Annotated in this window: 22 protein-coding genes and 1 tRNA gene; 11 read left to right on the top strand and 12 right to left on the bottom strand. The window is 67.5% G+C overall.

What is annotated here, in order from left to right:
• The first annotated feature begins 370 nt into the window (after positions 1-370).
• Positions 371-444, top strand: a tRNA-Met gene (locus ABZS43_RS13200).
• 149 nt (positions 445-593) lie between these two features.
• Here ABZS43_RS13200 and ABZS43_RS13195 read toward each other — a convergent pair.
• Together ABZS43_RS13195 and ABZS43_RS13190 are read right to left on the bottom strand one after the other, a co-directional pair.
• The gene (locus ABZS43_RS13195; RefSeq protein ID WP_355036097.1) at positions 594-1,001 is read right to left on the bottom strand and encodes a MarR family transcriptional regulator; all 408 of its coding nucleotides are present in this window, start codon (positions 999-1,001) and stop codon (positions 594-596) included.
• Positions 1,002-1,164: 163 nt separating this feature from the next.
• Positions 1,165-2,139: an SDR family NAD(P)-dependent oxidoreductase gene (locus ABZS43_RS13190; protein ID WP_355036096.1), complete on the bottom strand. Its 975-nt coding sequence runs from the start codon at positions 2,137-2,139 to the stop codon at positions 1,165-1,167.
• Between the two features lie 88 nt (positions 2,140-2,227).
• On the opposite strand from ABZS43_RS13190, the gene ABZS43_RS13185 reads away from it, so the two are divergent.
• Positions 2,228-3,577 (top strand): TIGR01777 family oxidoreductase, encoded by a 1,350-nt coding sequence (locus ABZS43_RS13185; RefSeq protein ID WP_355036095.1) that lies wholly within the window; start codon positions 2,228-2,230, stop codon positions 3,575-3,577.
• Here the strand turns inward: ABZS43_RS13185 and ABZS43_RS13180 are convergent, their stop codons facing one another.
• From ABZS43_RS13180 to ABZS43_RS13160, 5 genes are all read right to left on the bottom strand, one after another.
• Positions 3,578-4,861: a cyclopropane-fatty-acyl-phospholipid synthase family protein gene (locus ABZS43_RS13180; protein WP_355036094.1), complete on the bottom strand. Its 1,284-nt coding sequence runs from the start codon at positions 4,859-4,861 to the stop codon at positions 3,578-3,580. It abuts the gene before it with no gap.
• Positions 4,858-5,580, bottom strand: a complete 723-nt coding sequence (locus ABZS43_RS13175) for a DUF1365 domain-containing protein (protein ID WP_355036093.1) — start codon at positions 5,578-5,580, stop codon at positions 4,858-4,860. The genes ABZS43_RS13180 and ABZS43_RS13175 overlap by 4 nt, the downstream gene beginning before the upstream one ends.
• The gene (locus ABZS43_RS13170; RefSeq protein ID WP_355036092.1) at positions 5,577-6,998 is read right to left on the bottom strand and encodes an FAD-dependent oxidoreductase; all 1,422 of its coding nucleotides are present in this window, start codon (positions 6,996-6,998) and stop codon (positions 5,577-5,579) included. The genes ABZS43_RS13175 and ABZS43_RS13170 overlap by 4 nt, the downstream gene beginning before the upstream one ends.
• 161 nt (positions 6,999-7,159) lie before the next feature.
• The gene (locus tag ABZS43_RS13165; protein WP_355036091.1) at positions 7,160-8,005 is read right to left on the bottom strand and encodes a MerR family transcriptional regulator; all 846 of its coding nucleotides are present in this window, start codon (positions 8,003-8,005) and stop codon (positions 7,160-7,162) included.
• Between the two features lie 88 nt (positions 8,006-8,093).
• Positions 8,094-8,456, bottom strand: a complete 363-nt coding sequence (locus ABZS43_RS13160; protein WP_355036090.1) for a hypothetical protein — start codon at positions 8,454-8,456, stop codon at positions 8,094-8,096.
• A gap of 225 nt (positions 8,457-8,681) precedes the next feature.
• On the opposite strand from ABZS43_RS13160, the gene ABZS43_RS13155 reads away from it, so the two are divergent.
• The 4 genes from ABZS43_RS13155 to ABZS43_RS13140 all read left to right on the top strand — a co-directional run bounded on the left by ABZS43_RS13155 (position 8,682) and on the right by ABZS43_RS13140 (position 12,128).
• On the top strand, positions 8,682-9,176 hold the full coding sequence (locus ABZS43_RS13155; protein ID WP_355036193.1) for a lipocalin family protein: 495 nt from the start codon (positions 8,682-8,684) through the stop codon (positions 9,174-9,176).
• A gap of 61 nt (positions 9,177-9,237) precedes the next feature.
• On the top strand, positions 9,238-9,549 hold the full coding sequence (locus tag ABZS43_RS13150; protein WP_355036089.1) for a pyrimidine/purine nucleoside phosphorylase: 312 nt from the start codon (positions 9,238-9,240) through the stop codon (positions 9,547-9,549).
• 501 nt (positions 9,550-10,050) lie between these two features.
• Positions 10,051-11,568, top strand: a complete 1,518-nt coding sequence (locus ABZS43_RS13145) for a long-chain fatty acid--CoA ligase (protein WP_355036088.1) — start codon at positions 10,051-10,053, stop codon at positions 11,566-11,568.
• Between the two features lie 29 nt (positions 11,569-11,597).
• The gene (locus ABZS43_RS13140) at positions 11,598-12,128 is read left to right on the top strand and encodes a DUF2231 domain-containing protein (protein WP_355036087.1); all 531 of its coding nucleotides are present in this window, start codon (positions 11,598-11,600) and stop codon (positions 12,126-12,128) included.
• Positions 12,129-12,194: 66 nt separating this feature from the next.
• Here the strand turns inward: ABZS43_RS13140 and ABZS43_RS13135 are convergent, their stop codons facing one another.
• Positions 12,195-12,986 (bottom strand): 3-oxo-5-alpha-steroid 4-dehydrogenase, encoded by a 792-nt coding sequence (locus ABZS43_RS13135; protein WP_355036086.1) that lies wholly within the window; start codon positions 12,984-12,986, stop codon positions 12,195-12,197.
• 74 nt (positions 12,987-13,060) lie between these two features.
• On the opposite strand from ABZS43_RS13135, the gene ABZS43_RS13130 reads away from it, so the two are divergent.
• Positions 13,061-13,870 carry a nuclear transport factor 2 family protein gene (locus ABZS43_RS13130; RefSeq protein WP_355036085.1) on the top strand — a complete coding sequence of 270 codons (810 nt, stop codon included), beginning with the start codon at positions 13,061-13,063 and terminating at the stop codon, positions 13,868-13,870.
• Between the two features lie 106 nt (positions 13,871-13,976).
• The gene (locus ABZS43_RS13125) at positions 13,977-15,146 is read left to right on the top strand and encodes an alpha-hydroxy-acid oxidizing protein (protein ID WP_355036084.1); all 1,170 of its coding nucleotides are present in this window, start codon (positions 13,977-13,979) and stop codon (positions 15,144-15,146) included.
• On the opposite strand, the gene ABZS43_RS13120 is transcribed toward ABZS43_RS13125, so the two are convergent.
• The 4 genes from ABZS43_RS13120 to ABZS43_RS13105 form a co-directional block, all read right to left on the bottom strand.
• On the bottom strand, positions 15,143-15,346 hold the full coding sequence (locus tag ABZS43_RS13120) for a hypothetical protein (protein ID WP_355036083.1): 204 nt from the start codon (positions 15,344-15,346) through the stop codon (positions 15,143-15,145). The genes ABZS43_RS13125 and ABZS43_RS13120 overlap by 4 nt on opposite strands.
• 410 nt (positions 15,347-15,756) lie before the next feature.
• Positions 15,757-16,779: a DoxX family membrane protein gene (locus ABZS43_RS13115; RefSeq protein ID WP_355036082.1), complete on the bottom strand. Its 1,023-nt coding sequence runs from the start codon at positions 16,777-16,779 to the stop codon at positions 15,757-15,759.
• A gap of 192 nt (positions 16,780-16,971) precedes the next feature.
• A complete protein-coding gene (locus ABZS43_RS13110) occupies positions 16,972-18,672 on the bottom strand; it encodes a class I adenylate-forming enzyme family protein (protein ID WP_355036081.1) in 1,701 nt (566 codons plus the stop codon).
• Positions 18,673-18,729: 57 nt separating this feature from the next.
• Positions 18,730-19,770: an NAD(P)-dependent alcohol dehydrogenase gene (locus tag ABZS43_RS13105; protein ID WP_355036080.1), complete on the bottom strand. Its 1,041-nt coding sequence runs from the start codon at positions 19,768-19,770 to the stop codon at positions 18,730-18,732.
• A gap of 125 nt (positions 19,771-19,895) precedes the next feature.
• On the opposite strand from ABZS43_RS13105, the gene ABZS43_RS13100 reads away from it, so the two are divergent.
• The 3 genes from ABZS43_RS13100 (at position 19,896) to ABZS43_RS13090 (ending at position 21,785) form a co-directional block, all read left to right on the top strand.
• On the top strand, positions 19,896-20,159 hold the full coding sequence (locus ABZS43_RS13100) for a hypothetical protein (RefSeq protein ID WP_355036079.1): 264 nt from the start codon (positions 19,896-19,898) through the stop codon (positions 20,157-20,159).
• Positions 20,160-20,391: 232 nt separating this feature from the next.
• Positions 20,392-21,105 carry a DUF6319 family protein gene (locus ABZS43_RS13095; RefSeq protein WP_355036078.1) on the top strand — a complete coding sequence of 238 codons (714 nt, stop codon included), beginning with the start codon at positions 20,392-20,394 and terminating at the stop codon, positions 21,103-21,105.
• Between the two features lie 35 nt (positions 21,106-21,140).
• Positions 21,141-21,785 carry a helix-turn-helix domain-containing protein gene (locus tag ABZS43_RS13090; RefSeq protein WP_355036077.1) on the top strand — a complete coding sequence of 215 codons (645 nt, stop codon included), beginning with the start codon at positions 21,141-21,143 and terminating at the stop codon, positions 21,783-21,785.
• The last annotated feature ends 15 nt before the right edge of the window (positions 21,786-21,800 follow it).

Below are 21,800 nucleotides of genomic sequence, written 5' to 3'. Positions count from 1 at the left end.
GCTGTATTCACGCAGGTCGGAAACGTCATCTGATTGCGTTTCGGACAGCATGTTATAGCGTCGTAATGTGATCGAGATTACCACGAAATAGTGTCCCGCGTCACGTTTGTGCGATCCGATCGGGGTTCACGCGCGCTCACGTTCCGCCGAGCGGTTGTCCGAAAACGTGGACCGCTCCGCGGTCCGTTCCTCCTCGACCCGAGCCCCGCGGGGCGTCGAGTGAGCCGTGTCACTGCGATGATCCGAAGTGCTACACCCGTCCTGAACGCGGCTTCCGGCCGATCATCCGGGGTGCCGACCTGCGAGGATCGCGTGCGAGGTCGGCGATTTGCCATCCGTGCGTAGACGTGTGTAATGTGGTGTTTACCGACGCGGGGTGGAGCAGCTCGGTAGCTCGCTGGGCTCATAACCCAGAGGTCGCAGGTTCAAATCCTGTCCCCGCTACAAACGGCCCAGGCCAGAGAGTTTTTCTACTCTCTGGCCTGGGTCATTTTTCTGGGCTGTCGTCTTTTACTCGTTCCTTTTGTCCCGGGAATGAGTACTTCTGGAACCTTCTGCGACATGTTGCTGGGGCGCGGGGCTTCCGTTGAAGGTCATGATCCGGTGATGACCTCCAGGTCATGTTCGTCGTAGTCGGCGAGGCGGTCGAGCCAGCTGTGGATCAACGGCGCGAACAGTGGGGCGATATCGGCGCGGGCGCGGGCGCCGTCGAGTTGGACCACCACCCGGCGCCGTTCGTTCGGGTCGCGGGTGCGCGCGAGGAAACCCGCCCGTTCCAACCGGTCGATCATGGCGGTGGTCGCGGCCGTGGTGACGCCGAGGTGGCGCGCGAGTTCACCGGCGGTCATCGGTCCGTCTTGCAGGGCTTGGATTGCGCCCATATCGGTGGCGTTGACGCCGAGGGACGCCGCGGCGGTGTGGTTCATCCGCATACCCCACTGCACAGTGCGGCCCAGCCGGGCGGCGATCTCGTGGATCAGTCGCGTTCGCGGGGTTGACATTCCGAGCTCCCTCACCAATGCAACACCGCCAAACTCGATCCGCTCGTACAGACCTGCCCTCGCCCCGGTAGCGCCACGATCACGATGCGGTCGTGGACCGCGGCGAGCGACGGTACCCACCAAACCGCCATCGTCATGGGCAGCACAGAACAGAACACCCCCTTCACCCCACGGTGACCCCCGCCGCGCGGTTGCAATCCAGCCACAGACGCCAGACCTCGCCCGAGGAGTAACGCGTTCGACGCAGCCGGTGTTCGGGCCGTTGCCGCCGATCGTGCCAGAAATGTCCGGAGGGCGGCGGCGGTTGGGTCGCCGCCAGCCAGACCGCGGTATCCGCGCCATCGGCGGCGGTGCGCAGGAGCGGGCCGACCAGGCGGTGGAAGCCGGGCAGCGCGTCGGATATGCCGGGGGTGTCCACCCAGCCCGGATGCATGGAATGCACCGAAATCCCCTGGGGCGCATACTGTTCGGCGAGTATCGGGGTGAAAGCGACCTGCATGCGCTTGGTGCGCGCGTACGCCGACGCGCCGCGGTACTCGCCGTGCAGGTATTCGGGATCGTCGACGGCCAGCGGCTGGGTGTACATCCCGCCCGATGACACGAAGATCACCCGGCCCGCCTCCGTCGCGGCCAGCAGCGGTGCGAGCCCGTCGGTGAGGCGTAGCGGTCCGAGGATGTGGGTGGCCAAACTCAGTTCGTGTCCGTCGACCGATTCGGTGCGCTCGGACGGCAGCACGCCCGCGTTGTGGATGAGCACGTCGAGCCCGGACAGTTGTGCGCACAGCCGGTCCGCGCAGGCGGTGACGGCGCCGAGATCGGAGATATCGCATTCGGTGACCAGGATGTTCGCGCCCGGATGCGCCGCGAGGATCTGCTCGCGCGCCCGCTCGCCTCGCGTCCGGTCGCGCACCGCGAGCACTACGGTCGCGTCGAGTCCGGCGAGTGATTCGGCGATTGCCAGGCCGATGCCGGAATTGGAACCCGTCACCAGGGCCGTCGCGCCGCGTAGTGCGTGCGGGGCGGGATCGGCCGGCCAGTGTTTGCGGCGGAGTGCGACGCCGAGGCGGGTGAAGCCCGCGACGATGGTCCGATCAAGAAAGGTGTCGAGTCGGGGCGTGGCACCGAGTGCATCGGTCATTGCCTCATTCTTCTAGAGTTCGTCGCGAATCGCGATGAAACGATGCATGAACGTTGCGGACACGCATTTCGTGGTTAGAGTCGGGAACATGGGCATCGAGTGTTCGAGTGTCGTCGCCGTACCCCGATCCGAGGTGTTCGCCTGGTATTCCCGCCCCGGGGCGTTCGCCCGGCTCGCACCACCGTGGCAGCCGGTGACGCCGGTCGCGGAGGCCGATTCCCTGCGCGACGGCCAGGCGGTTCTCGGCCTGCCCGGCGGGTTGCGCTGGATCGCCAGGCACGACCCCGCCGGATACGATCCGCCGCACCGTTTCGTCGACGCGCTGGTCACCGACGGACCTGCCTCGCTGCCGGCCGGATTGCTGTTGCGCTGGCGGCACACCCACGATTTCGACATCATCGATGACGCCCACACCAGGGTGGTGGACAGGGTGGATTCCTGGATCCCCGCCTTCGCGCTGCGTCCGATGTTCGACTACCGCTATCGCCAGCTCATCGATGATCTCACCGCGCACGGTCGCGCCGCCGGTCACGGCTTCGCGCCATCGACGATCGCCGTCACCGGCGCGTCGGGGCTGATCGGTTCGGCGCTGACCGCCTTCCTGACCACCGGCGGGCATACCGTGCTGCGGCTGGTCCGGCACCAGCCGGACAGCGCGGACGAAAGACAGTGGCACCCGGACGACCCCGCCCCCGGCCTACTCGACGGCGTCGACGCCGTGGTGCATCTGGCGGGAGCGTCCATCGCCGGACGCTTCACGGCGGCGCACAAGCGTGATATCACCGAGAGCAGGATCGGTCCCACCCGCAGGCTCGCCGAATGCGCGGCGCGCGCCGGGGTGGGAACCTTCGTCTGCGCCTCGGCCATCGGCTTCTACGGTTACGATCGCGGCGACGAGGTATTGGACGAAACATCCACGCGCGGTGACGGTTTCCTCGCCGATGTCGTGTCGGACTGGGAGGCGGCCACCGGCGCCGCCGCGGAATCCGGCGTCCGGGTGGTGCGGGTGCGCACCGGCATCGTGCAATCGCCGCGCGGGGGCACCCTGAAGTTGTTGAGACCGCTGTTCACGACCGGGCTCGGCGGTCGGATCGGTGACGGCAGCCAATGGCTGTCCTGGATCGGGATCGATGATCTCGTCGACGTCTACCATCGCGCGCTGTGGGATGTCGACCTCGTCGGTCCGGTCAATGCCGTTGCGCCGCAGCCGGTCCGGAATGCGGAATACACCAAGACGCTTGCCGCGGTGCTGAACCGGCCCGCATTGCTTCCCGTCCCCGAATTCGGGCCGGGGTTGCTGCTCGGCGCGCAGGGCTCCAGGGAACTCGCCGAGGCGAGTCAGCGGGTAGCGCCCATGCGCTTGCTGCGGGCCGGGCACACTTTCCGCCGACCCGAGCTGGAAGCGACGTTGCGCCACCTGCTCGGCCGGACCGGCTAGTCAATCCGCCCTGGTGAGCAGGATCTGGCGTACATCGAGGTAGCCGCAGCGGAATCCGGCCTCGGAATAGGCCAGGTACAGCCGCCACATCTTGCGGAAGACCGGATCGAAGCCGAGTGCGGCCACCTCCTCCCGCCGCGCTTCGAAGCGCTGTCGCCACAGTCGCAGCGTATGCGCGTAGTGCGGGCCGATCGAGAAGCTGTCGCGTACGACCAGTCCGGTACTGCGGATCACCGTCTGGTCGATCAGCCGGGTCGATGGCAGGAAACCGCCGGGGAAGATGTATTTGTGCACCCAGGTATAGGTGTCGCGGGTCGCGAGCATGCGATCGTGCGGCATCGTGATGGACTGCACGACCACGCGTCCGCCCGGTGCGAGGACGCCGTCGATGGTGGCGAAGAACGTACCGAGGTATTCGTAGCCGACGGCCTCGATCATCTCCACCGACACCACCGCGTCATAGCTGCCCTCGACCCGGCGATAGTCGAGCAGATCGACGCTCACCCGGTCGCCGAGGCCCGCGGCGGCGATCCGGTCGAGGGCGAGCGCCCGCTGCTCGACAGACAGCGTCACCGAACGAACCACGGCGCCTCTCTCGGCCGCACGCAACGCCAATTCACCCCAGCCGGTGCCTATTTCGAGTACCCGGGTACCCGGCCCGACCGCCGCCGCGTCCAGGATCCGATCGATTTTGGCGCGCTGGGCCGCGGCGAGATCGTCCCACCGTGGTGGCGCGGTGAGGTCGGAGAACAGCGCGCTGGAGTAGGTCAGCGTGTCGTCCAGGAACAGGGCGAAGAAATCGTTGGACAGGTCGTAGTGCCTGGCGATGTTGTCCCTGGTGTTGGCCGGACTGTTGCGTTCCTCCTCCGGATGTGCGGTGACGTAGAGTCGTCGCAATCGCTGCAGGTACGCCGGGATCAGCGTATCGATGCGCGCGCCGAAGATCTCCAGGGTCGCCGCGAGATCGGGGGCCGACCAGTCCCCGGCCATATACGACTCCCCGAAGCCGATCAGCCCCCCGATTCCGAGCCGGGCGAAGAATGCGTTCGGGCGGTGCAGGATCAGTCGCGGTTGCTCAGGATCGGCGTGGCCGTCGCCGTACAGCGTGCCGTCGGGCAGTTCGACGCGTACCGGCAGGTCGCGGACCGCGCGCCGGAACAGGCACTCGGCTACGGTGGCCGCGATCCTGGCCCGTGCGCCGGTGGGAACGGTGTCGACGTCGGGCCACGTCGATACCCTCGGGGCGGGTCGGGTGTGGCGTTCGGCGTGGAATTCGATACTCAACGCAGCGACTCCTGGGGCGAATCGGAAGGCCGGGGGACAACGGGCAGACGGCGGGCCCACAGGCGCGCGCCCTGCCAGCGGATACGCGCCGAGACCAGCAGTGGAGCGAGGGGTACGGCGATCATCGCGCGCAGGATCGTCGGGAGGGTGGCCGATCGGCAACGGCCGGTCATCGCGGCGGCGAAAATCGGAGCGCCGTCCTCGAGCACGATGGATACCCGTAGTTCGTCGTCGGGTTCGGGGAGAAGCATCCGGTATTCACCGCTGACCGCGTTGAACGGCGAGACATAGAACTGTTTGGCGGTGCGGGCCCTGCCGTTGTCGTCGGTATGGAGCAGGTAGCGGTGGCGGCCACCGTAGGTGTTGTGCACCTCCGCGATCACGCACACCGGGGCGCCGGTGTCGTCGCGGCACCAATACAGCGTGAGGGGATTGAAGACATAGCCGAGGACGCGGGCGTTGGCGAGCATGAGCACCCGCCCGCCGCGCAGGTCGACACCGTGTTCGGCGAGGTAGTCCTCGACATTGCGGCGCAGTGGCGTGTCGGGATCACCGAGGTGGTCGGCGGCCCTGAACTCGGCGAAGGGGCGCAGCCATCGGGGCAGCTGTGGCATATCGTCGAGGTCGACCAGCCAGCTGTAACTGCGATAGTGGAATTCGTGTCGCAGCGGGGTGAGCCGCGAGTGATGGATGCGGGTACGGATGATTCGCGCGTTCATGACGCGTGCGCGGCCAGGGGCTCGCCGGCCCACTCGGCGCCCAATCGCCGCGCCGCGCGCAGGCCCGACACCGCGCCGTCCTCGTGGAAACCCCATCCGTGGTACGCGCCGGCGAATGCCACTCGATTATCGCCGATGTCACCCAGTTTGCGCTGTGCCGCAACCGAATCCGGTGTGTAGATCGGATGCTCGTATACCATCCGATCCAGGATCCGGTCCTCGGCGACCCGGTCCTGATCGCCGAGCGTGACGAGGAAACGGCGCTCGTCGGCGTGGTCGAGGCGCTGCAATCGGGTGAGGTCGTAGCTCACCAGCACCCGATCGGCCCGTGTGGTGCACGAGGGCAGGCGATAGTTCCACGAGGCGCGGGCGCGCGTCGCCTTCGGGAGGACCGATTCGTCGGTATGCAACACGGTGTGATTCACCGAATACGGCATCGCGGACAGGATCGCGCGTTCGGCATCGGTCGGTTCGGCGAGCAGGGCGAGCGCTTCATCGGGATGGGTGGCGACGACGACGGCGTCGAACAGCGCGACCTCGTCGGCGTCGTCCCGCACCGCCACGCCATCGGCGACGCGGTGCACGGCGCGCACCGGCGTGGCGGCGCGCACGGTATCCAGCCGGTCGGCGACCGCGCGGACATAGGTACCCGACCCGCCGACGACGGTGCGCCAGGTCGGCGAGCCGAAAACCGTCAGCATGCCGTGATGCTGGAGGAAGGCGAACAGGTACCTGGCGGGGTACAGCAGCGCCGTCGTGGGATCGCACGACCACACCGCCGAAACCAGCGGCGTCAGGAAATGTGCCACGAAGTAGTCGGAAAACCCCGCCGCCCTGACGAATTCGCCCAACGTTCGACCGTCCGAACCGGCGGTGTCCAGTTCGGCAACCTCCAATTCGGCAACCTCCAATTCGGTGGCGTCCGGTTCGGTGGCGTCGAATTCGGTGGTGTCCAGTTCGGTGGCGTCGAATTCGGTGGCGTCGAGTTCCGCGAGGGCGAGACGATGAAAGCGCGGTACCTCGATGAGCAGTCGCAGGTAGCGCCCGCGTGTCACCGATCGCGGGGTGGCGAACAGTCCGGTGAGGCCGCGGGCTCCCGCGTATTCGAGACCGCAGCCGTCGCACCGGACCGACATGCTCATATCGGATTCCTGTGTCGCGACGCCGAGTTCGCCGAACAGGCGCAGCAACGTCGGGTAGGTGCGGTCGTTGTGCACGATGAAACCGGTGTCGACGCCGATCGGCGCACCCGTTCCCGAGATGATCCTGTGGGTGTCGGCGTGCCCGCCGAGTCTGGCCTGTGCCTCGTACAGCGTGACCTCCGCCGAACGGGCCAGGGCCCACGCCGCGGTCAATCCGGATACTCCGCTGCCGATGACGGCCACGCGCCGCGTGCCGCGCGATACGCGCTCGACCATAACTCTCCCTCTGCCGCCTTCTGCATCAATTATGCATCGTTTGATGAAAAAGGCTACCCGCGACCGGAGATGTCCGCCGTGCGGATCGTTTGGGATGGTCGATCAAGCGGGGCGGGGCGTTCGGCAGGCTGTGCGCGCGCGTGCTGGACGCGGTGCCAGGCTCAGGCGAGCAGATCCGCGGCGTCGGCGAGGCTCCGCACCCGGGTCACCGTCTCGGGCAGGATGACTTCGTCCCAGCCCGGTCCGCCGACGAACACCCGCGCGCCGGTGCCCGCGCAGGCGCGTACCGCGGAGGTGAGTGCGGTGGATTCCTGCTGGGACCACAGCATCACCGAGGTCGGGCCGTCGTGACGGGCGAGCGCGTCGGTCAAGGCGGTGGTCGGCACATCGGCGCCGAGCATCCTGGCGCCGCGGCCGCGCTCGGCGAGCGCGGCCCGCAGCACCTCGAGGGGCAGCGCGTGTGTCTCGCCGCCGGTGCAGGCCAACAGGATCGATGCGGACCGCCTCGTATCCGGCGGGGGGACAACGCGATGCATGATCGAGGTGATGCACCAGGAGAGCAGGTGTTCGACGTCGATGCAGCCCTCGCCGTCGTCCTGGCGGGCGATGATGTCGGCGAACGCGGGACGGCACAGCTGGTCCCAGGTGTCGATCACCCCGTCATTGCGGACATGGGCGGCGAGCAGACTCGATACGGTCGTCGTGTCGAGGGCGAAGGCGGCGTCGAGCAGTGTGTTCGTGTCGCCGCGCATCGAAAGCGGTCCGTGCACCGAGGCGGCGGCCCCCGCGGGTGTCGCGCCCTCGCGGATCAGCGCGAGCATCTGGCCGAGCAGTGCGATATCCCGTTCGGAGTACAGGCGGTGCTTTCCCGGTCGATCCTGCGCGGGCCCGATGTTGTAGCGGCGGTTCCAGCTTCGTAGCGTCGCGGTCGGAATGCCGAGACGCTCGGCGACCGCGCGCACTGTGTATCCGGCCGCGTCGGAGACTGGAGCGGAACCGGCGGGCATCGCCTCATTCTGCCCGGTCGAGTCCGGGTGTGTCGTCACGGCCCCGCACCCCGGTGTCCGAGGCGGCGCGATGTACCCGGCCGGAGGGTCACGGTCCCGCGGTCGCGACCGAGGTCGCGGCGCACAGCAGAGCCCAGCCCGCCGTCACGGCGATGGCCTTCGCGCGTTGCGGCCTGCCGCGTAGCGCGAGTCCGAGCACTGCGGTATCGGAGAGATCCGAGCACACCCTGACGGTGATGGCGACACGCATCGATCGGGCGTCCGGTGCCGCGATCATCGCGAGTCCGGATGCGGCGTCGCGCAATCCGACCATCCTGGTCAGTGCGCGCACGGACGGGGATTCGTCGGTCCAGCCGCAGGGGCCAAGCAATATCGCGGGGCGCACGGCGACCGCGACGCCGTATGCGGCGGTCGCGATACCGGCCACGCGCGGGAACAAGTCGTGACGCATTCGACCTCCTGCGTGATCCGCGTCGGACACGGTCCGCACCGACGCATCAATTATGCATCGTTATGAGCTAAGGTGGAAGAGTCGCCGATCCGAGGAGTTCCTTTGTCGCTTTGTCGCACGATCCGCCGTTCCTCCGCCGCCCTCGCCTGCGCCCTGTTCGCCGCGACGCTCACCGCGGGCGTCGCCGCCGCCGAGCCCGCGCGGCCGGTCGCCGGGCCCGCGCCGGTGCCCTCGCTCGAACTCGACCGATACCTCGGCACCTGGTATCAACTCGCCGCCGTGCCCCAGTTCTTCAATCTGGTCTGCGCCCGCGACACCATGGCTACCTACGCCCTCGACCCGCAGGGCAATGTCTCGGTGCGCAACCGCTGCACCACCTGGATGGGCACACCCAATGAGATCAGCGGCACCGCGACGGTGAACGACCGCGTGACCGGCGCCCAACTGCACGTCAGTTTCCCCGGCGTGCCGACGCAGGAAAGTCTCGAGGGGCCGACCAACTACATCGTGACCGCGCTCGGCGATGACTACTCTTGGGCGCTGGTGACCGATCCGAGCAGACTTTCCGGATTCGTGCTCTCGCGCACGCCCGCGCTGAACGAGGCGCAGTGGCAACAGATTCGGACCGCGATCGAAGCGGCCGGGCAGAGTCAGTGCATGTACCTGACATCGCCGACGACGGGTGGTCTGTCCGGGATCGCACCGCTGTGCACAGTGTGACATTCCGGCGCGTCCCCGGCCCAGTAAGCTGACGGCTCCACATCACCTCGGGAAAGAGATCATGTCGCAGTTCGAGAACGTCAGCGTGTCCACGAAGGCCAATGTGTACTTCGACGGCAAATGCGTCAGCCACAACATCGAGTTGGCCGACGGTACATCCAAGTCGGTGGGCGTCATCCTGCCGTCCGCGCTCACGTTCAGCACCGGCGCGCCGGAGGTCATGGAACTGATCGAGGGCGAGTGCAAGGTGACCCTGCCGGGTGCGTCCGAGCCCGTGACCTTCCGCGGCGGGGAGTCCTTCAGCGTGCCGGGGGACAGCTCATTCGATATCGAGGTCGTCGAAACCCTGCACTACGTTTGTCATTTCGGCTGATTCCCCGACGCTCGTCGCCGCGCGCTGACCGGACGGCCGGACAGCGCGCGGACCGCCACCCGGCGAAGCGCGGGTGGCCGAGGGGTGCCGCGTTGCTGTAGTCGCCTATCCTAATTTGATACTTGCGCCCCCATATGTATCAGGCTTAGCCTTGTCGAAACGTGCACCGCTAGTTTCGGAGGTACCAATGGGCTGCGAGTCGCGAACCCCGCATATCGCTCGCTCCCGGTGGATATCTGCCGGTCCGCCGCGCGATATCGAACCCGGCGCATCCGATGATCAGCGCAGAACCATTGCCGCCTCGATCACGTCATCGAGGTATCGGGCCGACATCCGTGGTTTCCGATGCCTCGGCCGACGCACGCGATGATCCGCTAGGGCGTCGGTCGGGATCGCCCGCGTGGGCCGATCGGAGTGGACGCTCCGGAACGTGTGACCCCCGGCGGCAGTATGCGTCGGGTGCGGCAGCGCGGTTTCGCGCGAAAGATAGGAGTACTCAGCATGAATGCGACACTGTCGCTCGCGAGCATCCTCGCCGAGCAGGCCAAGCGCAGGCCGGATCGGGTCGCGTTGATCGAGGGCGAACAGCGGATCACCTTCGCCGAACTGTGGGAACAGGCGCGAGGCCAGGCCGCCGCGCTGATCGAACTCGGAGTGCGTCCCGGTGATCGAGTCGCGCTGATGTGCCCCAATACGGCCGAATTCCCCCGCGCCTACTATGCGATCCTCGCGGCCGGGGCGGTGGTGGTGCCGGTGCATCTGCTGCTGACCGCGCGAGAGGCCGCCCATGTGCTGCGTGACAGCGGGGCCGGGTTGCTGGTGTGCCACTCGTTGTTCGCGCAGGTGGGCGCATCGGCGGCGGCGATCGCGGGAATTGCGCAGGTGGATCCGAATTCGCTGTCGGGAGAACCGATTCCGGCTTTCATATCCCGAGCGCCCGATGATCCCGCGGTGGTCTTCTACACCAGTGGAACTACGGGGAAGCCGAAGGGCGCCGAACTGAGCCATCTGAATCTGGTCATGAACGCCACGGTCAACGCCTTCGACGCGAATGATGTGCGCCCCGAACACGTGACACTCGGCGCGTTGCCGCTGTTCCATGTGTTCGGTCAGACGGTGTCGATGAATTCGACATGGCGTGCCGGTGCGGCTCTGGTGCTGCAGCCGAGATTCGATGCGGCCGAGGCGATTCGGCTGATGGTCGCCGAGGATGTCGACACCTTCCACGGGGTGCCGACGATGTACATCGGATTGATCGCGGCGGCTGCGCGGGCCGAAACCCTTCCGTCGCTGCGGCTGTGCGTTTCCGGTGGCGCCGCGCTGCCGGGCGCGGTGCTCGAGGCCTTCGAAGCGACCTTCGGCGCGCGGATTCTGGAGGGTTACGGGCTGTCGGAGACCTCGCCCTCCGCCGCGGTGAACCAGCCCGATTTCGGCTCGCGCGCGGGGACGGTCGGCCATCCGGTGTGGGGCGTCGATGTGGAAATCGCCGATCCCGAAGCGCAGCGGCATATTTCGCTGCTGCCTACCGGAGCGCTCGGCGAGGTGGTCGTGCGCGGGCACAATGTGTTCAATGGATACGTCGGGAATCCGGAGGCGACCGCGGAAGCCGTCGTCGACGGCTGGTTCCGTACCGGTGACCTCGGCGTCAAAGACGACGACGGTTTCGTCCGGATCGTTGACCGCACCAAGGATCTGATCATTCGCGGCGGTTTCAATGTGTACCCGAGCGAGGTCGAGTCGGCGCTGCTGCGTCATCCGGGGATCGCGCAGGTGGCGGTCATCGGCCTGCCGGACCCGACCTACGGCGAGGAGATCTGCGCGGTGGTCGTGCCGACGGATTCCGCGTCCGCGGATGCCGCGACCGCGGAGAACATCATCGAATACGGCCGCGAACATCTCGCCAAGCACAAATACCCGCGTCGGGTGGAATTCCTGACCGAGTTGCCGCTCGGTCCGAGCCACAAGGTGCTCAAACGCGAATTGCGGCTGCGGTACGCGGTCGCGCCCGCCGACTCCTGAACATTCCTGGTCGCCGTGCGAAGAATACGATGCGGGACGAGACTGGTCGGCGGACCGCCGACGCGGTCGATATCAAGGAGGCGCACGTGCAGACGATCGACGGATTACCCACCCACGTCCTACTCATTCACGCGGTGGTCGTCCTCGTCCCGCTGACCGCGCTGTTACTCGTCCTCGCGGCGGCATGGCCTGCCGCGCGACGGGCCCTGATCTGGCTGGTCAGCGCGCTGGCGGTGGTCACGATGGTCCTGACGCCGATCACGGCGGACGCGGGCGAGGAATTCGCCAGTACCTTCGGTCCCTCCGAAACGCTGCGAACCCACACCGAACTCGGCGACACGCTCACCTGGTTCGTCCTTCCGCTCGTGGTGTTGACGGCCGTGGTTCTTTTCGTCCACCTGCGCGAACGTCGAGGCGTACCCCTCGCCCGCGTTCTCGCCGCCGTCCTCGTCGTCCTCACTCTCGCCGCCGGAGTGGCCGCCACCGTGCAGGTCTATCGGGTGGGGGAGTCCGGCGCCCGTGCGGTCTGGGACGCCTCCAGTGCGGCCGGACGGTACTGACGCCGCCGAAAAGGTTCCTCGTCGTCGTCGCGATCGTCGGCGGGGCGCTCGCCCCGCATCGTGAGCTCAGAGCACGTACGGGAGCAACGCCTTGCGATCGGTCGGATAGTCGGCGAACCGCTCCCGGTACCACCGGTGGGTCGCCAAGGCGCGCGGTACCAGATTGCCCGCGGTGATCAGGAAGATCACGACGCCGGCGAGGGACCAGGTGAGTAAGGCGAAGCCCGCCCACGCGATCAACTCACCGAGATAGGCGGGACTCGTGACGAGGCGGAAGCCGAAGCCGTACGGAATCCGGTACTCGGCGGCGCCCGGATCGGTCTTGTCGCGCAGATTGCGCACGATCGCCTCCGAACGGACCAGCAGGGTGAACCCGCTCAGGTAGATCACGACGCCGATGAGGAAGCGTGGATCGGTGAACCAGTCGGTACCGTACTGATGCCGGTAGTCACGGCTGAAGAACGCGCCGTTCAGGTAGCCGTGCAGCGCGGTCACGAACATGCCCGCCGCCAGGACCGAGATATTGAAGCTGCCGCGTTTGCCGGGAACCTGTCGGATCGACAGCGGGAAGAACCAGCCGCGGTTGCCGTAATGCAGCAGCCAGATGCCCGCGAGCACCAGCGGGACCGGCTCGAATCGTCGCGGGCCCGCGAGGTAGACCACCGCGAACACCACGGTCGCGGGAATTTCCATCAGCCACCAGCCGAGTTTCGGATTGAGGTTGAAACCGGCCTTCGTGGTGGCGAAGCGGCCGTAGGGACTCTGCGCGAATATTCCGCCGACCAGGACGAACGCCGCGAAGGCAAAGCCGATGGTCAGTACGGTGTCGTAGGCGGTATCGCCGGTATACCAATCCATCGAGATCCTTTGTGAGCGCAGAAACTAGAACATGTTCTAACATATTCGTACTGTCGTGGATGGAGGAAACCCTCATGCCGCTGGATTCGACCGCCGAGGATCTAATGGCGGCCGTGCAGGCCTCGCCGCGCGCCGTCGCGGCGCACGACAAGGCGGCCTGGGTCGGCCTGTTCGGTCCGGACGCCGCGGTCAACGACCCGGTCGGTTCCCGCCCGCACGTGGGGCAGGTCGCGATCGGTCGTTTCTACGACACTTTCATCGGGCCCAACACCATCGCCTTCGACGTCAGGCGCGATATCGTCGTCGACCGGACGGTCGTGCGCGATCTTTCGATTTCCACCACCATGTCCACCGGCGCGACGGTCCTCGTACCGATGCACCTGCGCTACGACTTGGCCGAGGTCGGCGGGGTCTGGGTGATCGCGCGGTTGGCGGCGCACTGGGAGTTGGCCCCGATGATCGGACAACTGCTGCGCACCGGCGCGCGGGGGGTGGGCGCGGCCATGAAACTGGGACCGCAACTGGTCGTCAACCAGGGTGTCGGCGGCGCCATCGGCATGATGCGGGCGCTGTCGAGCGTCGGGCGCGCGGGTAAGCGCCGCGTGCACGAGGTGTTCACCGCCGCGGCGGATGCCGATATCGCCCGGGTGCGCGAGTTGCTCGGTGCGCGCGCCGTGCTCGAATCGCCGGCGGGAACGACGGTCTCGGTCGAGGATTTCGTCAAGCGCACCCGGAACATGCGGTGGGACAAGGTGATCGCCGCAGGGCGTACGGTGACCGCCACCGTCGACCTCGGCGACGCGCAGGGCGTCGCGATCATCGATTTCGACCCGAAGACCGTCGCCATCACGCGGATCGGTCTGTATTTCGACGCCACCCCGTAGCGGCCCGAATTCGGGATGTCCGAGGGCGCGGGACGGGTGTCTAGGATCCGGGGAGAGCAGTGCCGCGCCTCTGCTGTGACCTGTCGCCGACGGAAAGGGCCGGACGATGGCGTTCGCCGACTACCAGAACGAGATCTACTTCGCCGCGCTGGGCGGGAATCTGCCCGAGTTCCCGATGGACTACGCGACACTCGAGGCCAAGGCCGCCGCCGCGCTGCCCGCTTCGCTGCACTCCTATATCGCGGGCGGCGCGGGTGATGAGCTGACCCAGCGGCGTAATGCCGAGGCCTTCGAGGACTGGGGCCTGGTACCGCGGATGCTGGTCGGCGCGACCGAACGCGACCTGTCGGTGAGCGCGTGGGGTCACACCTTCGCCGCTCCGGTGTTCATGGCCCCGGTCGGGGTGATCGGAATGGTCGCAGGCGACAAACACGGCGATATCGCGGTGGCGCGGGCGTCGGCGGACACGGGCGTCCCCGCGATCTTCTCCACGCTGATGGAGGACCCGCTGGAAGAGGTCATTCCGCATGCCGGATCAACGCCGGGATTCTTCCAGCTCTACACGCCCAAGAATCGCGATCTCGCCGCGAGTCTGGTGAGCCGGGCCGAGCGGGCCGGGTATCGGGGCATCGCGGTCACGTTGGACACCTGGATTCCGGGATGGCGTCCCCGCGACCTGTCGACCGGAAACTTCCCGCAACTGCGCGGGCACGTTCTGAAGAACTACACCAGCGATCCGGTATTCCAGAAGATGGCGGGCACCGACGATCCCAAGATGATCGTGCTGCACTGGATCGGCACCTTCGGCAACTCGCTGACCTGGGACGACCTCGAATGGCTCCGTTCACTGACCGACCTGCCGATCATCCTCAAGGGCATCTCCCATCCCGAGGACGCACGCCGTGCTCTCGACCACGGGGTCGACGGCATCTACTGCTCCAATCACGGCGGGCGCCAGGCCAACGGCGGGCTCAGCGCACTGGAGACGCTGCCCGGCGTCGTGGCCGCGGTCGATGATCGGGTGCCGGTGCTGTTCGACTCGGGGGTTCGGTCCGGCTCGAATGTCGTCAAAGCCCTCGGCCTCGGCGCGACGATGGTCGGTCTCGGCCGTCCCTACGTCTACGGGTTGGCGCTGGGCGGCGTGCCGGGCCTGGTGCATCTGCTGCGCATGATTCTCGCCGAGGCCGATCTGCTGATGGCGGTGAACGGCTACCGGGATATCGCCGCCGTGCGCGAGAACATCATGCCGACGACGAAAGGTCATGCCGCACACTAGATCATGGCGGAATCCGGCAGTGCGCCCTCTGCGGTACGCAGCCGTTCGCTGAGCTGGGTGAGCAGTTCGATCGACTCCTCCGACAGGCCGACGGCGGTGCGCATCAATCGGCGCAACCGCATGCCGGAGATCTGGCCTGCCAGGACATCGTCGTGATCGGGGTATCGGACGAGATGGTCGAGATCCACTGCGGTACTCACAATCTGACAACTCGGGCCCTTGGACATACAGGCAAGAGGCGGACCGTCACCGGTTCACCGTCGCCAGGTTCCTTCGCTGCGATGTCGCTGAATGTAACGCGCGGCCCGTCCAGGGACGGGCCGCGCGGCGATTCGACCGCGGTCGGACTCCGGTGCCTACGTGTCTGTTGTACCGGAACGCGGCGCCGATTTGTCGCAAGACCCCGCGATCGCCGCTGTCCGATGTCGCGCGGTGACCGATGTCACCGCGATAGCGGAAGGGCCGCTGAGACAGAAAAGTGTTGTGGCCGGATGGATCTCACGGCCGATCGGGCCGGGTGCGTGCGTGCGGGCGAATCGAATCGCCCGAAACGCACACACCCGGCCCGATCGGGGTGTCGAGTTCGTCGGTTGTCGTCGCGGAACGACGATCAGCGACGCCGCGCCTCGACGCGCTCCCGCGCGGCCTCGGCCAGCAGGGCGCGACGCTCGCGTGCGGTCGCCGCGATCTCGGGGGCGCGCTGTTTGGCGGTCTCCGCGATTTCCGCGCCGCGCTCGCGCGCGACTTCGGCGAGTACCGCGCCACGCTCGCGCGCGACTTCGGCCAATTCCGCGCCACGATCACGTGCCGCTTCGGCCAAGTCCGCGCCGCGCTCGCGCGCGACTTCGGCGAGTTCCTGGCCACGATCCCGGGCCACCTCGGCGAATCCCGCGCCTCGCTGCTTGGCGACTCCGGCGAATTCGGCGCTGTGTTCCTTGGCCGCCTCGGCGAAACGGGACCCGCGAACCCGCGCGGCGACCTCGGGTGCGCGCTCCTTGGCCAGATCGACCCATTCCGCGCCGTGCGCCTGCGCCGAGCCGGCCAGTTCGGCGCCCCTCGTGGCAGCGACCCCGCCGATCTCGCGGGCCTTCAGCGCCGCCTCGTGGGCCTGCTCGCGCAGGGCCGCCGCGGTGGAGGAATCCGAGGCACCGATCGGCAGCGCGGCCGAGACCGCGGCCGCGGCACTGTGCGCCGCCCGCTTACCGCGCCAGCCGATCGACGGCTTGCCCGCGGTATCGGCGCTCGCGATCATCAGGCCGCCGAGCAGGCTGATGTCCTTGAGGAACGCGTTGCGCTTGGCGATCTTGCGATCCGGATCTGTCTCGGCCCAGAAATCCTGTTCGGTGACCGTCGCGGGGATGACCGTCGCGGCGAGCACGAGGGCGGACAGCCGGGGCGCGCGTCCGAGCGCCAGCAGCGTTCCGGCCGAGACCTGCGCTAACGCGTTGACCCGGACAACGGTGCCGGGATCGGCGGGCAGTTTGGCGGCGACATTGTTCGGCAGCGACCGTTCGCCCTGCTGAACCAGCGCGGCGGCGGCCTTGGCACGAGGCTGTGGATGAATCAGCGTATCGACACCGTCGGCGATGAACGCGGTCGCGAGCAGTGGTCGGGCAAGCCGGCGCAGCAACATGGTGACAACCCTTTCTCGGTGGCTTATGGGTCGGATTCCCGGGAACCTCATGGTCAAACACCAAGATCAGTAGTCCACCGCCGAGGCGATGACCTGCGCAATCGTATCCGCAGTTCGAGTCGGGGCCGTCGCGGCGGCCGGTGGGTCGTGCTCGGACCGCGCCGGGCGCGGGTGTGCGACGACCGGCGTGGACTACCCGGACGGCCGATCGGTCCCCGCGTCCGACGTCGCGATCAGCGCGTCGGCGACACCCGCGCGAACCACCTTGCCGGTGGCATTGCGCGTCAATTCGGTGGTGGTGATCCGCCACCGGGCCGGAACCTTGTAATAGGCCAGGCGCTCGCGGGCGAATTCCGCGAGATCCTGTGCGGAGACGACCGCGTCGTCGTCGACGACGACGAGGGCGGCTACCTGCTGACCGAGATCGTCGTCGGGAAGGCCGACCACCGCGCATTCGCGCACCGAGGGATGTTCGTCGAGGCACTGCTCGACCTCGGTGGGGTAGACATTCTCACCGCCGCGCAGAATGAGATCCGAACGCCTGCCGGACAGGCGTAATCTGCCCTGTTCGAGGACGCCGATATCACCGGTGCGCAGCCAGCGATCACGGCTGATGGCCGCGGCCGTGGCCGCCTCGTCCTGCCAGTAGCCGAGCATCACGTAGGGGCTGCGCACCCAGATCTCGCCCTCTACCCCCTCCGCGACCGGATCACCTGCCGCGTCGCGGATCTCCAGCGCGACCCCGATGACCGGTCTGCCGACGGTATCGGGGAAGGCGGCGAGTTCGGCCGGCGCGGCCAGGGTGGCCGCGGTACTGCATTCGGTCATGCCGTAACTCGTCGCCAGAGCCGTGCGGGTGACCGGAAGTCGTTGTCGCAGTTGCTGTTGCAGTGCGTGGGAGGACGGCGCGGAATTGAGCGAGAACGCGGCGAGCGAGGAGAGGTCGTAGCGGGAAAGGTCGACCTCGAGCAGGCGCGCCGCCATGGTCGGCATCGCTCCCCAGTTGGTGACGCGTTCGCGCTCGATGAGCGAAAGGATGCGCTCGGCATCGAACGCGCCCTGGTAGATGATCGCGGTATCACCGGTCACCATCCGAGGGATCACCAGGTTGTGCAGGCTGGCGATGTGGAACAGCGGGGAGGTCAACAGGAATCGCCTGCCCTTGGGCGCGCCGTCGTCGGAACCGCCCGCGAAGGCGGCGGCGAGCGCGTCGTTGAATCGGTGATAGTCGATGACCGCCAGCAGATTTCGATGCGAATGAACCGCGCCTTTCGGCCGTCCGCTGGTGCCGCTGGTGTAGAGGATGATCGCCGGATCGTCCTCGTCCACCGGGGTGCGGGGGAGCTCGCCGTCGCCGAATTCCTCGATCAGCGCGGGTAGGTCCCGCTCCATGGTCAGCACGGGAACCGGAACGTCCAGGTCCGCCAGTTGCGCCGCCCGTTTGGCGTCGACGATCAGCACCGAGGGGGTGGTGTGCTCGATACCGTAGGCGATTTCTCTCGGCGCCCACCACGCGTTGTAGCCGACGGTGATCGCGCCGAGGCACTGTGCCGCCCAGAACGTCATCACCCACTCCGGCGTATTCGCCGCCGAAATGCCGACCCGATCGCCTTTGCCGATGCCGAAGCGCTCCCGCAGTGCCCGAGCCAGCGCGCCTACCGCCGCCGCGTGCTCGGCGTAGGAGATTCGCCGGTCCTCGGTGACCAGGTAATCGCGTGCACCGAGCGCGACGGACGCGGCGAGAATCTCGCTCAGGGAGCGGGCACGGTTCTTGATGACCGGTATCGGCGCGCCGAGCACATCTTCGACGGCCATTTCGAACGGACCACCCGGCCCGGTCAACCGCCCGACCACTTCTGCGGCGAGTGCTCGCGGGTCAACGGATTTCGTCATCATCGGATCCTCGGTGGCTGTTGGAAGACGGGGAAGGGGACGGCAGGCATGGGTGGATCAGGGGACCAGAACCGCGCGACCCTGGATCAGGCCGCGGTCGAGTCGGTCCAATGCCTCGCGTCCGTCGGCGAGGTCGTAACGTTCCACCTCGACCCGCAATCTGCCGGTCCTGGCCAGTTCGACGGAGTTGATCAGATCGGATTTGGTGCCGCCGTAGGACTTTCGCACCGAAGCGCCCCACGGCCAGCCCGGACCGCCCGCGGGGGCGGCGGTGATCTCGGGTGCGCCGCCGCCGAGTCCGATCATGCGGTACGCGCCGTTGGGCGCCACCGATTCGACGGCGAGTGTCGCGGTCGCGTCGATGCCGACGAAGTCGAAGACCGCGTCCGCGCCACGTCCGTCGGTGCGGTCGAGGATGGCGCGGGCGGTGTCCGCGCCACCGAGTAGACCCTCCGTCGCGCCGCAGCGTGCCGCCAGCGCCAGTTTGTCCGCGTTGACGTCCACCGCGATGATCCTGGTCGCGGTGGTGGCGGCGAGGATCTGCACCGCGACGTGACCGAGTCCGCCCACGCCGATGACGACGGAAGTGGATCCGGGGCGCAGGTGCGAACGCGCGCCATCGATGGCGTGATAACTCGACAGCGCGGCGTCGGCCAGGGGTGCGGCTTCGAGGAAATCCAGGTCGCCGATCGGCACGAACGAATTCGCCGGGATGCGGACGTATTCGGCCATGCCCCCGTCGGGTCCGAGACCGGGACACGGCGGCATGGCGGTACGGCCCGCCGCGAGGCAGACATTCTCGTTGCCGCTCACGCATTCCCGGCACACCCCGCAGGACCAGCACAGGTAGACGATGCCGCGCTCGCCGATGACGCGACCGGTGACTTCCGAGCCCATCGCCTCGATGACGCCCGCGATTTCATGCCCGAGGGTGAGTGGCTCGTCGCGCATGATGAAAGGGATGTGCAGGACATGGAGATCGGAGTGGCAGATGCCCGCTGCCGCGACCTTGATGAGCAGGTCGGTCGGCCCGATCTCGGGGATGGGAACCTCACGCAGTTCCAGGGTTTCGGGCCCTGTCAATTGCAGCGCTCGCATCGTTCGGTCTCCTCGGGCATCTGGTCGGCCGCCCTCCGGTGGCCCGGGTTGTGGGCGCGGGCACTGTCGAGGCAGATCCGTTCTCCCAGTGACGTAGCCAACAAGCTAACATTTTCGCGTCCAAGTTGGAGGTGCTGCGCGCGGTCGGCGAGCAGGGCACCGCGGCGACCGCGTTGCGGGGCTACGAGGATCTGGACCGGGTGCTCGATACCGGATCTCGTGCCGAATTCGTCGGCTGGCTGATGCGCGCCATCGAATGGTTCCATCAGTACCGGGATCTGCTGCCCGCGTGGGACGAGGCTACGGCGCTCGAGCCGGAATTCCGCGATATCGCGCGACAGGGCATCCTCGCGCAGATCTGGTTCCCCGCTCTGCAAGCGCCGCGGTGACGTGAAAATCAGTGTTGCTGTGGATTCGCTGAAAATCCGGATATGGCCGAGGGCGGCTTTAGTTGGCGACGCCCTGTGAATCTGTCGGTGCGGTGCGGCATCATCTGTGCACGCAGCCATCCACGAAAACCGCTCGGAGCGCACCATGCCCTCGCCTAGAACCAGGCCCAAGCCATTGTCGGACACGGAGATTCAGCAGATAGCTACGGAAATAGCGGGTGGTCGCCCGCCGATGGTGTGGTTCACAGCCGCCGCGGTGGGCGTAGCGGAGGGGCGGTCCGGGAAGGTGGTCGCGCTCGGTGAGCCGGCCGACGGCGATTTCCTGCAGGTCCGGCCGACCGGTTCCAAGGATGTACTGTCCTTCTCTCCGACCGAAGTGACTTTGACCAAGCCACCGCGCGCGGCGACTCCCGCTCAGAAGAGCGTCGCCCAGCCGAAGACGACTACCAGGAAGGATTCCACCGTGACCCAGCCGTCGACCGTGACGAGCATTGCGACACCGTCCACCCCGCCGAGCGTCGTCACCTCGCCGGCTCCCTCGAAGACCGCTGCCGGGAGTTCCGCCGATCAGTCCGCGGGGAATGCCGCCGCGGCCAAGCCCGCGGCAGCGGGGGCGGTGGCAGCGGGGGCGGCGGGGGCGGCGGCCAAACCCGCCAAAGCGCCCGCCGCGCGGAAGACGAGGACGCCCGAGGTCACCGTGACACTCACCGGCACCCCCGACGGCGAGTGGTCGGTCGACGTGGTCAACGGCAAGAAGCGCACGATCCGCGGACTGCCGGTCACCAGCGCCGCCGTGGCGCAGGCGGCCAAGGTACTGCACCCGGAGGTGGCCGAGGTGGTCGCGGGCATCCTCGAGGCCGCCCGCGGCGTGCAGCAGGCGAAGGTCGCCCAGCTACAGGCCGAACTCGAGGAAGCGCGCAAACTGCTCGAGGAGCTGTCCGAATAGTGGGTGGGGGCTCGGCGGTTCCGCTGGAGGGCCGTATGCTGTTGCGCTGGAACGATTTCGCCGAACGGCACAGGTTGACCAGGGATGCCCTGCTCGGTTCTTCGCGGGGCAGGCTACTCGAGGCGATCGTGGCTTCGGTCGAGTGCAAGGGCTACGCGGCGACGACGCTGGCCGATATCGTCGGGCGGGCCAGGGTCTCCCGCAGCACGTTCTACGAGCATTTCGACACCAAACAGGACTGTTTCCTCGAGGCCCTACGGTCGGCGCAGGCTATGCTGGCGCGCCGGATCGTGGATGAGCTGGCCGCGCTCGGCGAGGCGAGTGCGCAGGCGCGAATCGCCTCGGTGGTCACCACCTTCTGTGAGGTGGTGGCCGCTGAACCCGGTTTCGCACGGGTGATGATCGTGGAATCGCTGTGCGTGGATCGGGCCGCCGCGGTGATTCGCGACTACGCGGTCGACGTCTCGGGCGAGCTGTACCGCGAGTTCTACGAGCAGGCCAGGCTGGAGAATCCGCGGCTGCCGCGGCGCTCGGAGGCGTTGATCTCGTTCGTTCCCGATGCGATCGTGGAACGCGCCCGGCGCGTGATCGTCGAGGAGGGCGCCGCGGCGCTGCCCGCCAAGGCGCCGCAGATCATCGAATTCGTGCACGCGATCCTCGGGCTGCCGGCCCCCGAATGACCTGATCGCGCCGAA

It is taken from the genome of Nocardia sp. NPDC005366 (assembly GCF_040606855.1).
Classification (GTDB): Bacteria; Actinomycetota; Actinomycetes; order Mycobacteriales; family Mycobacteriaceae; genus Nocardia.
This window is presented reverse-complemented; position numbering and strand designations above follow the sequence as displayed.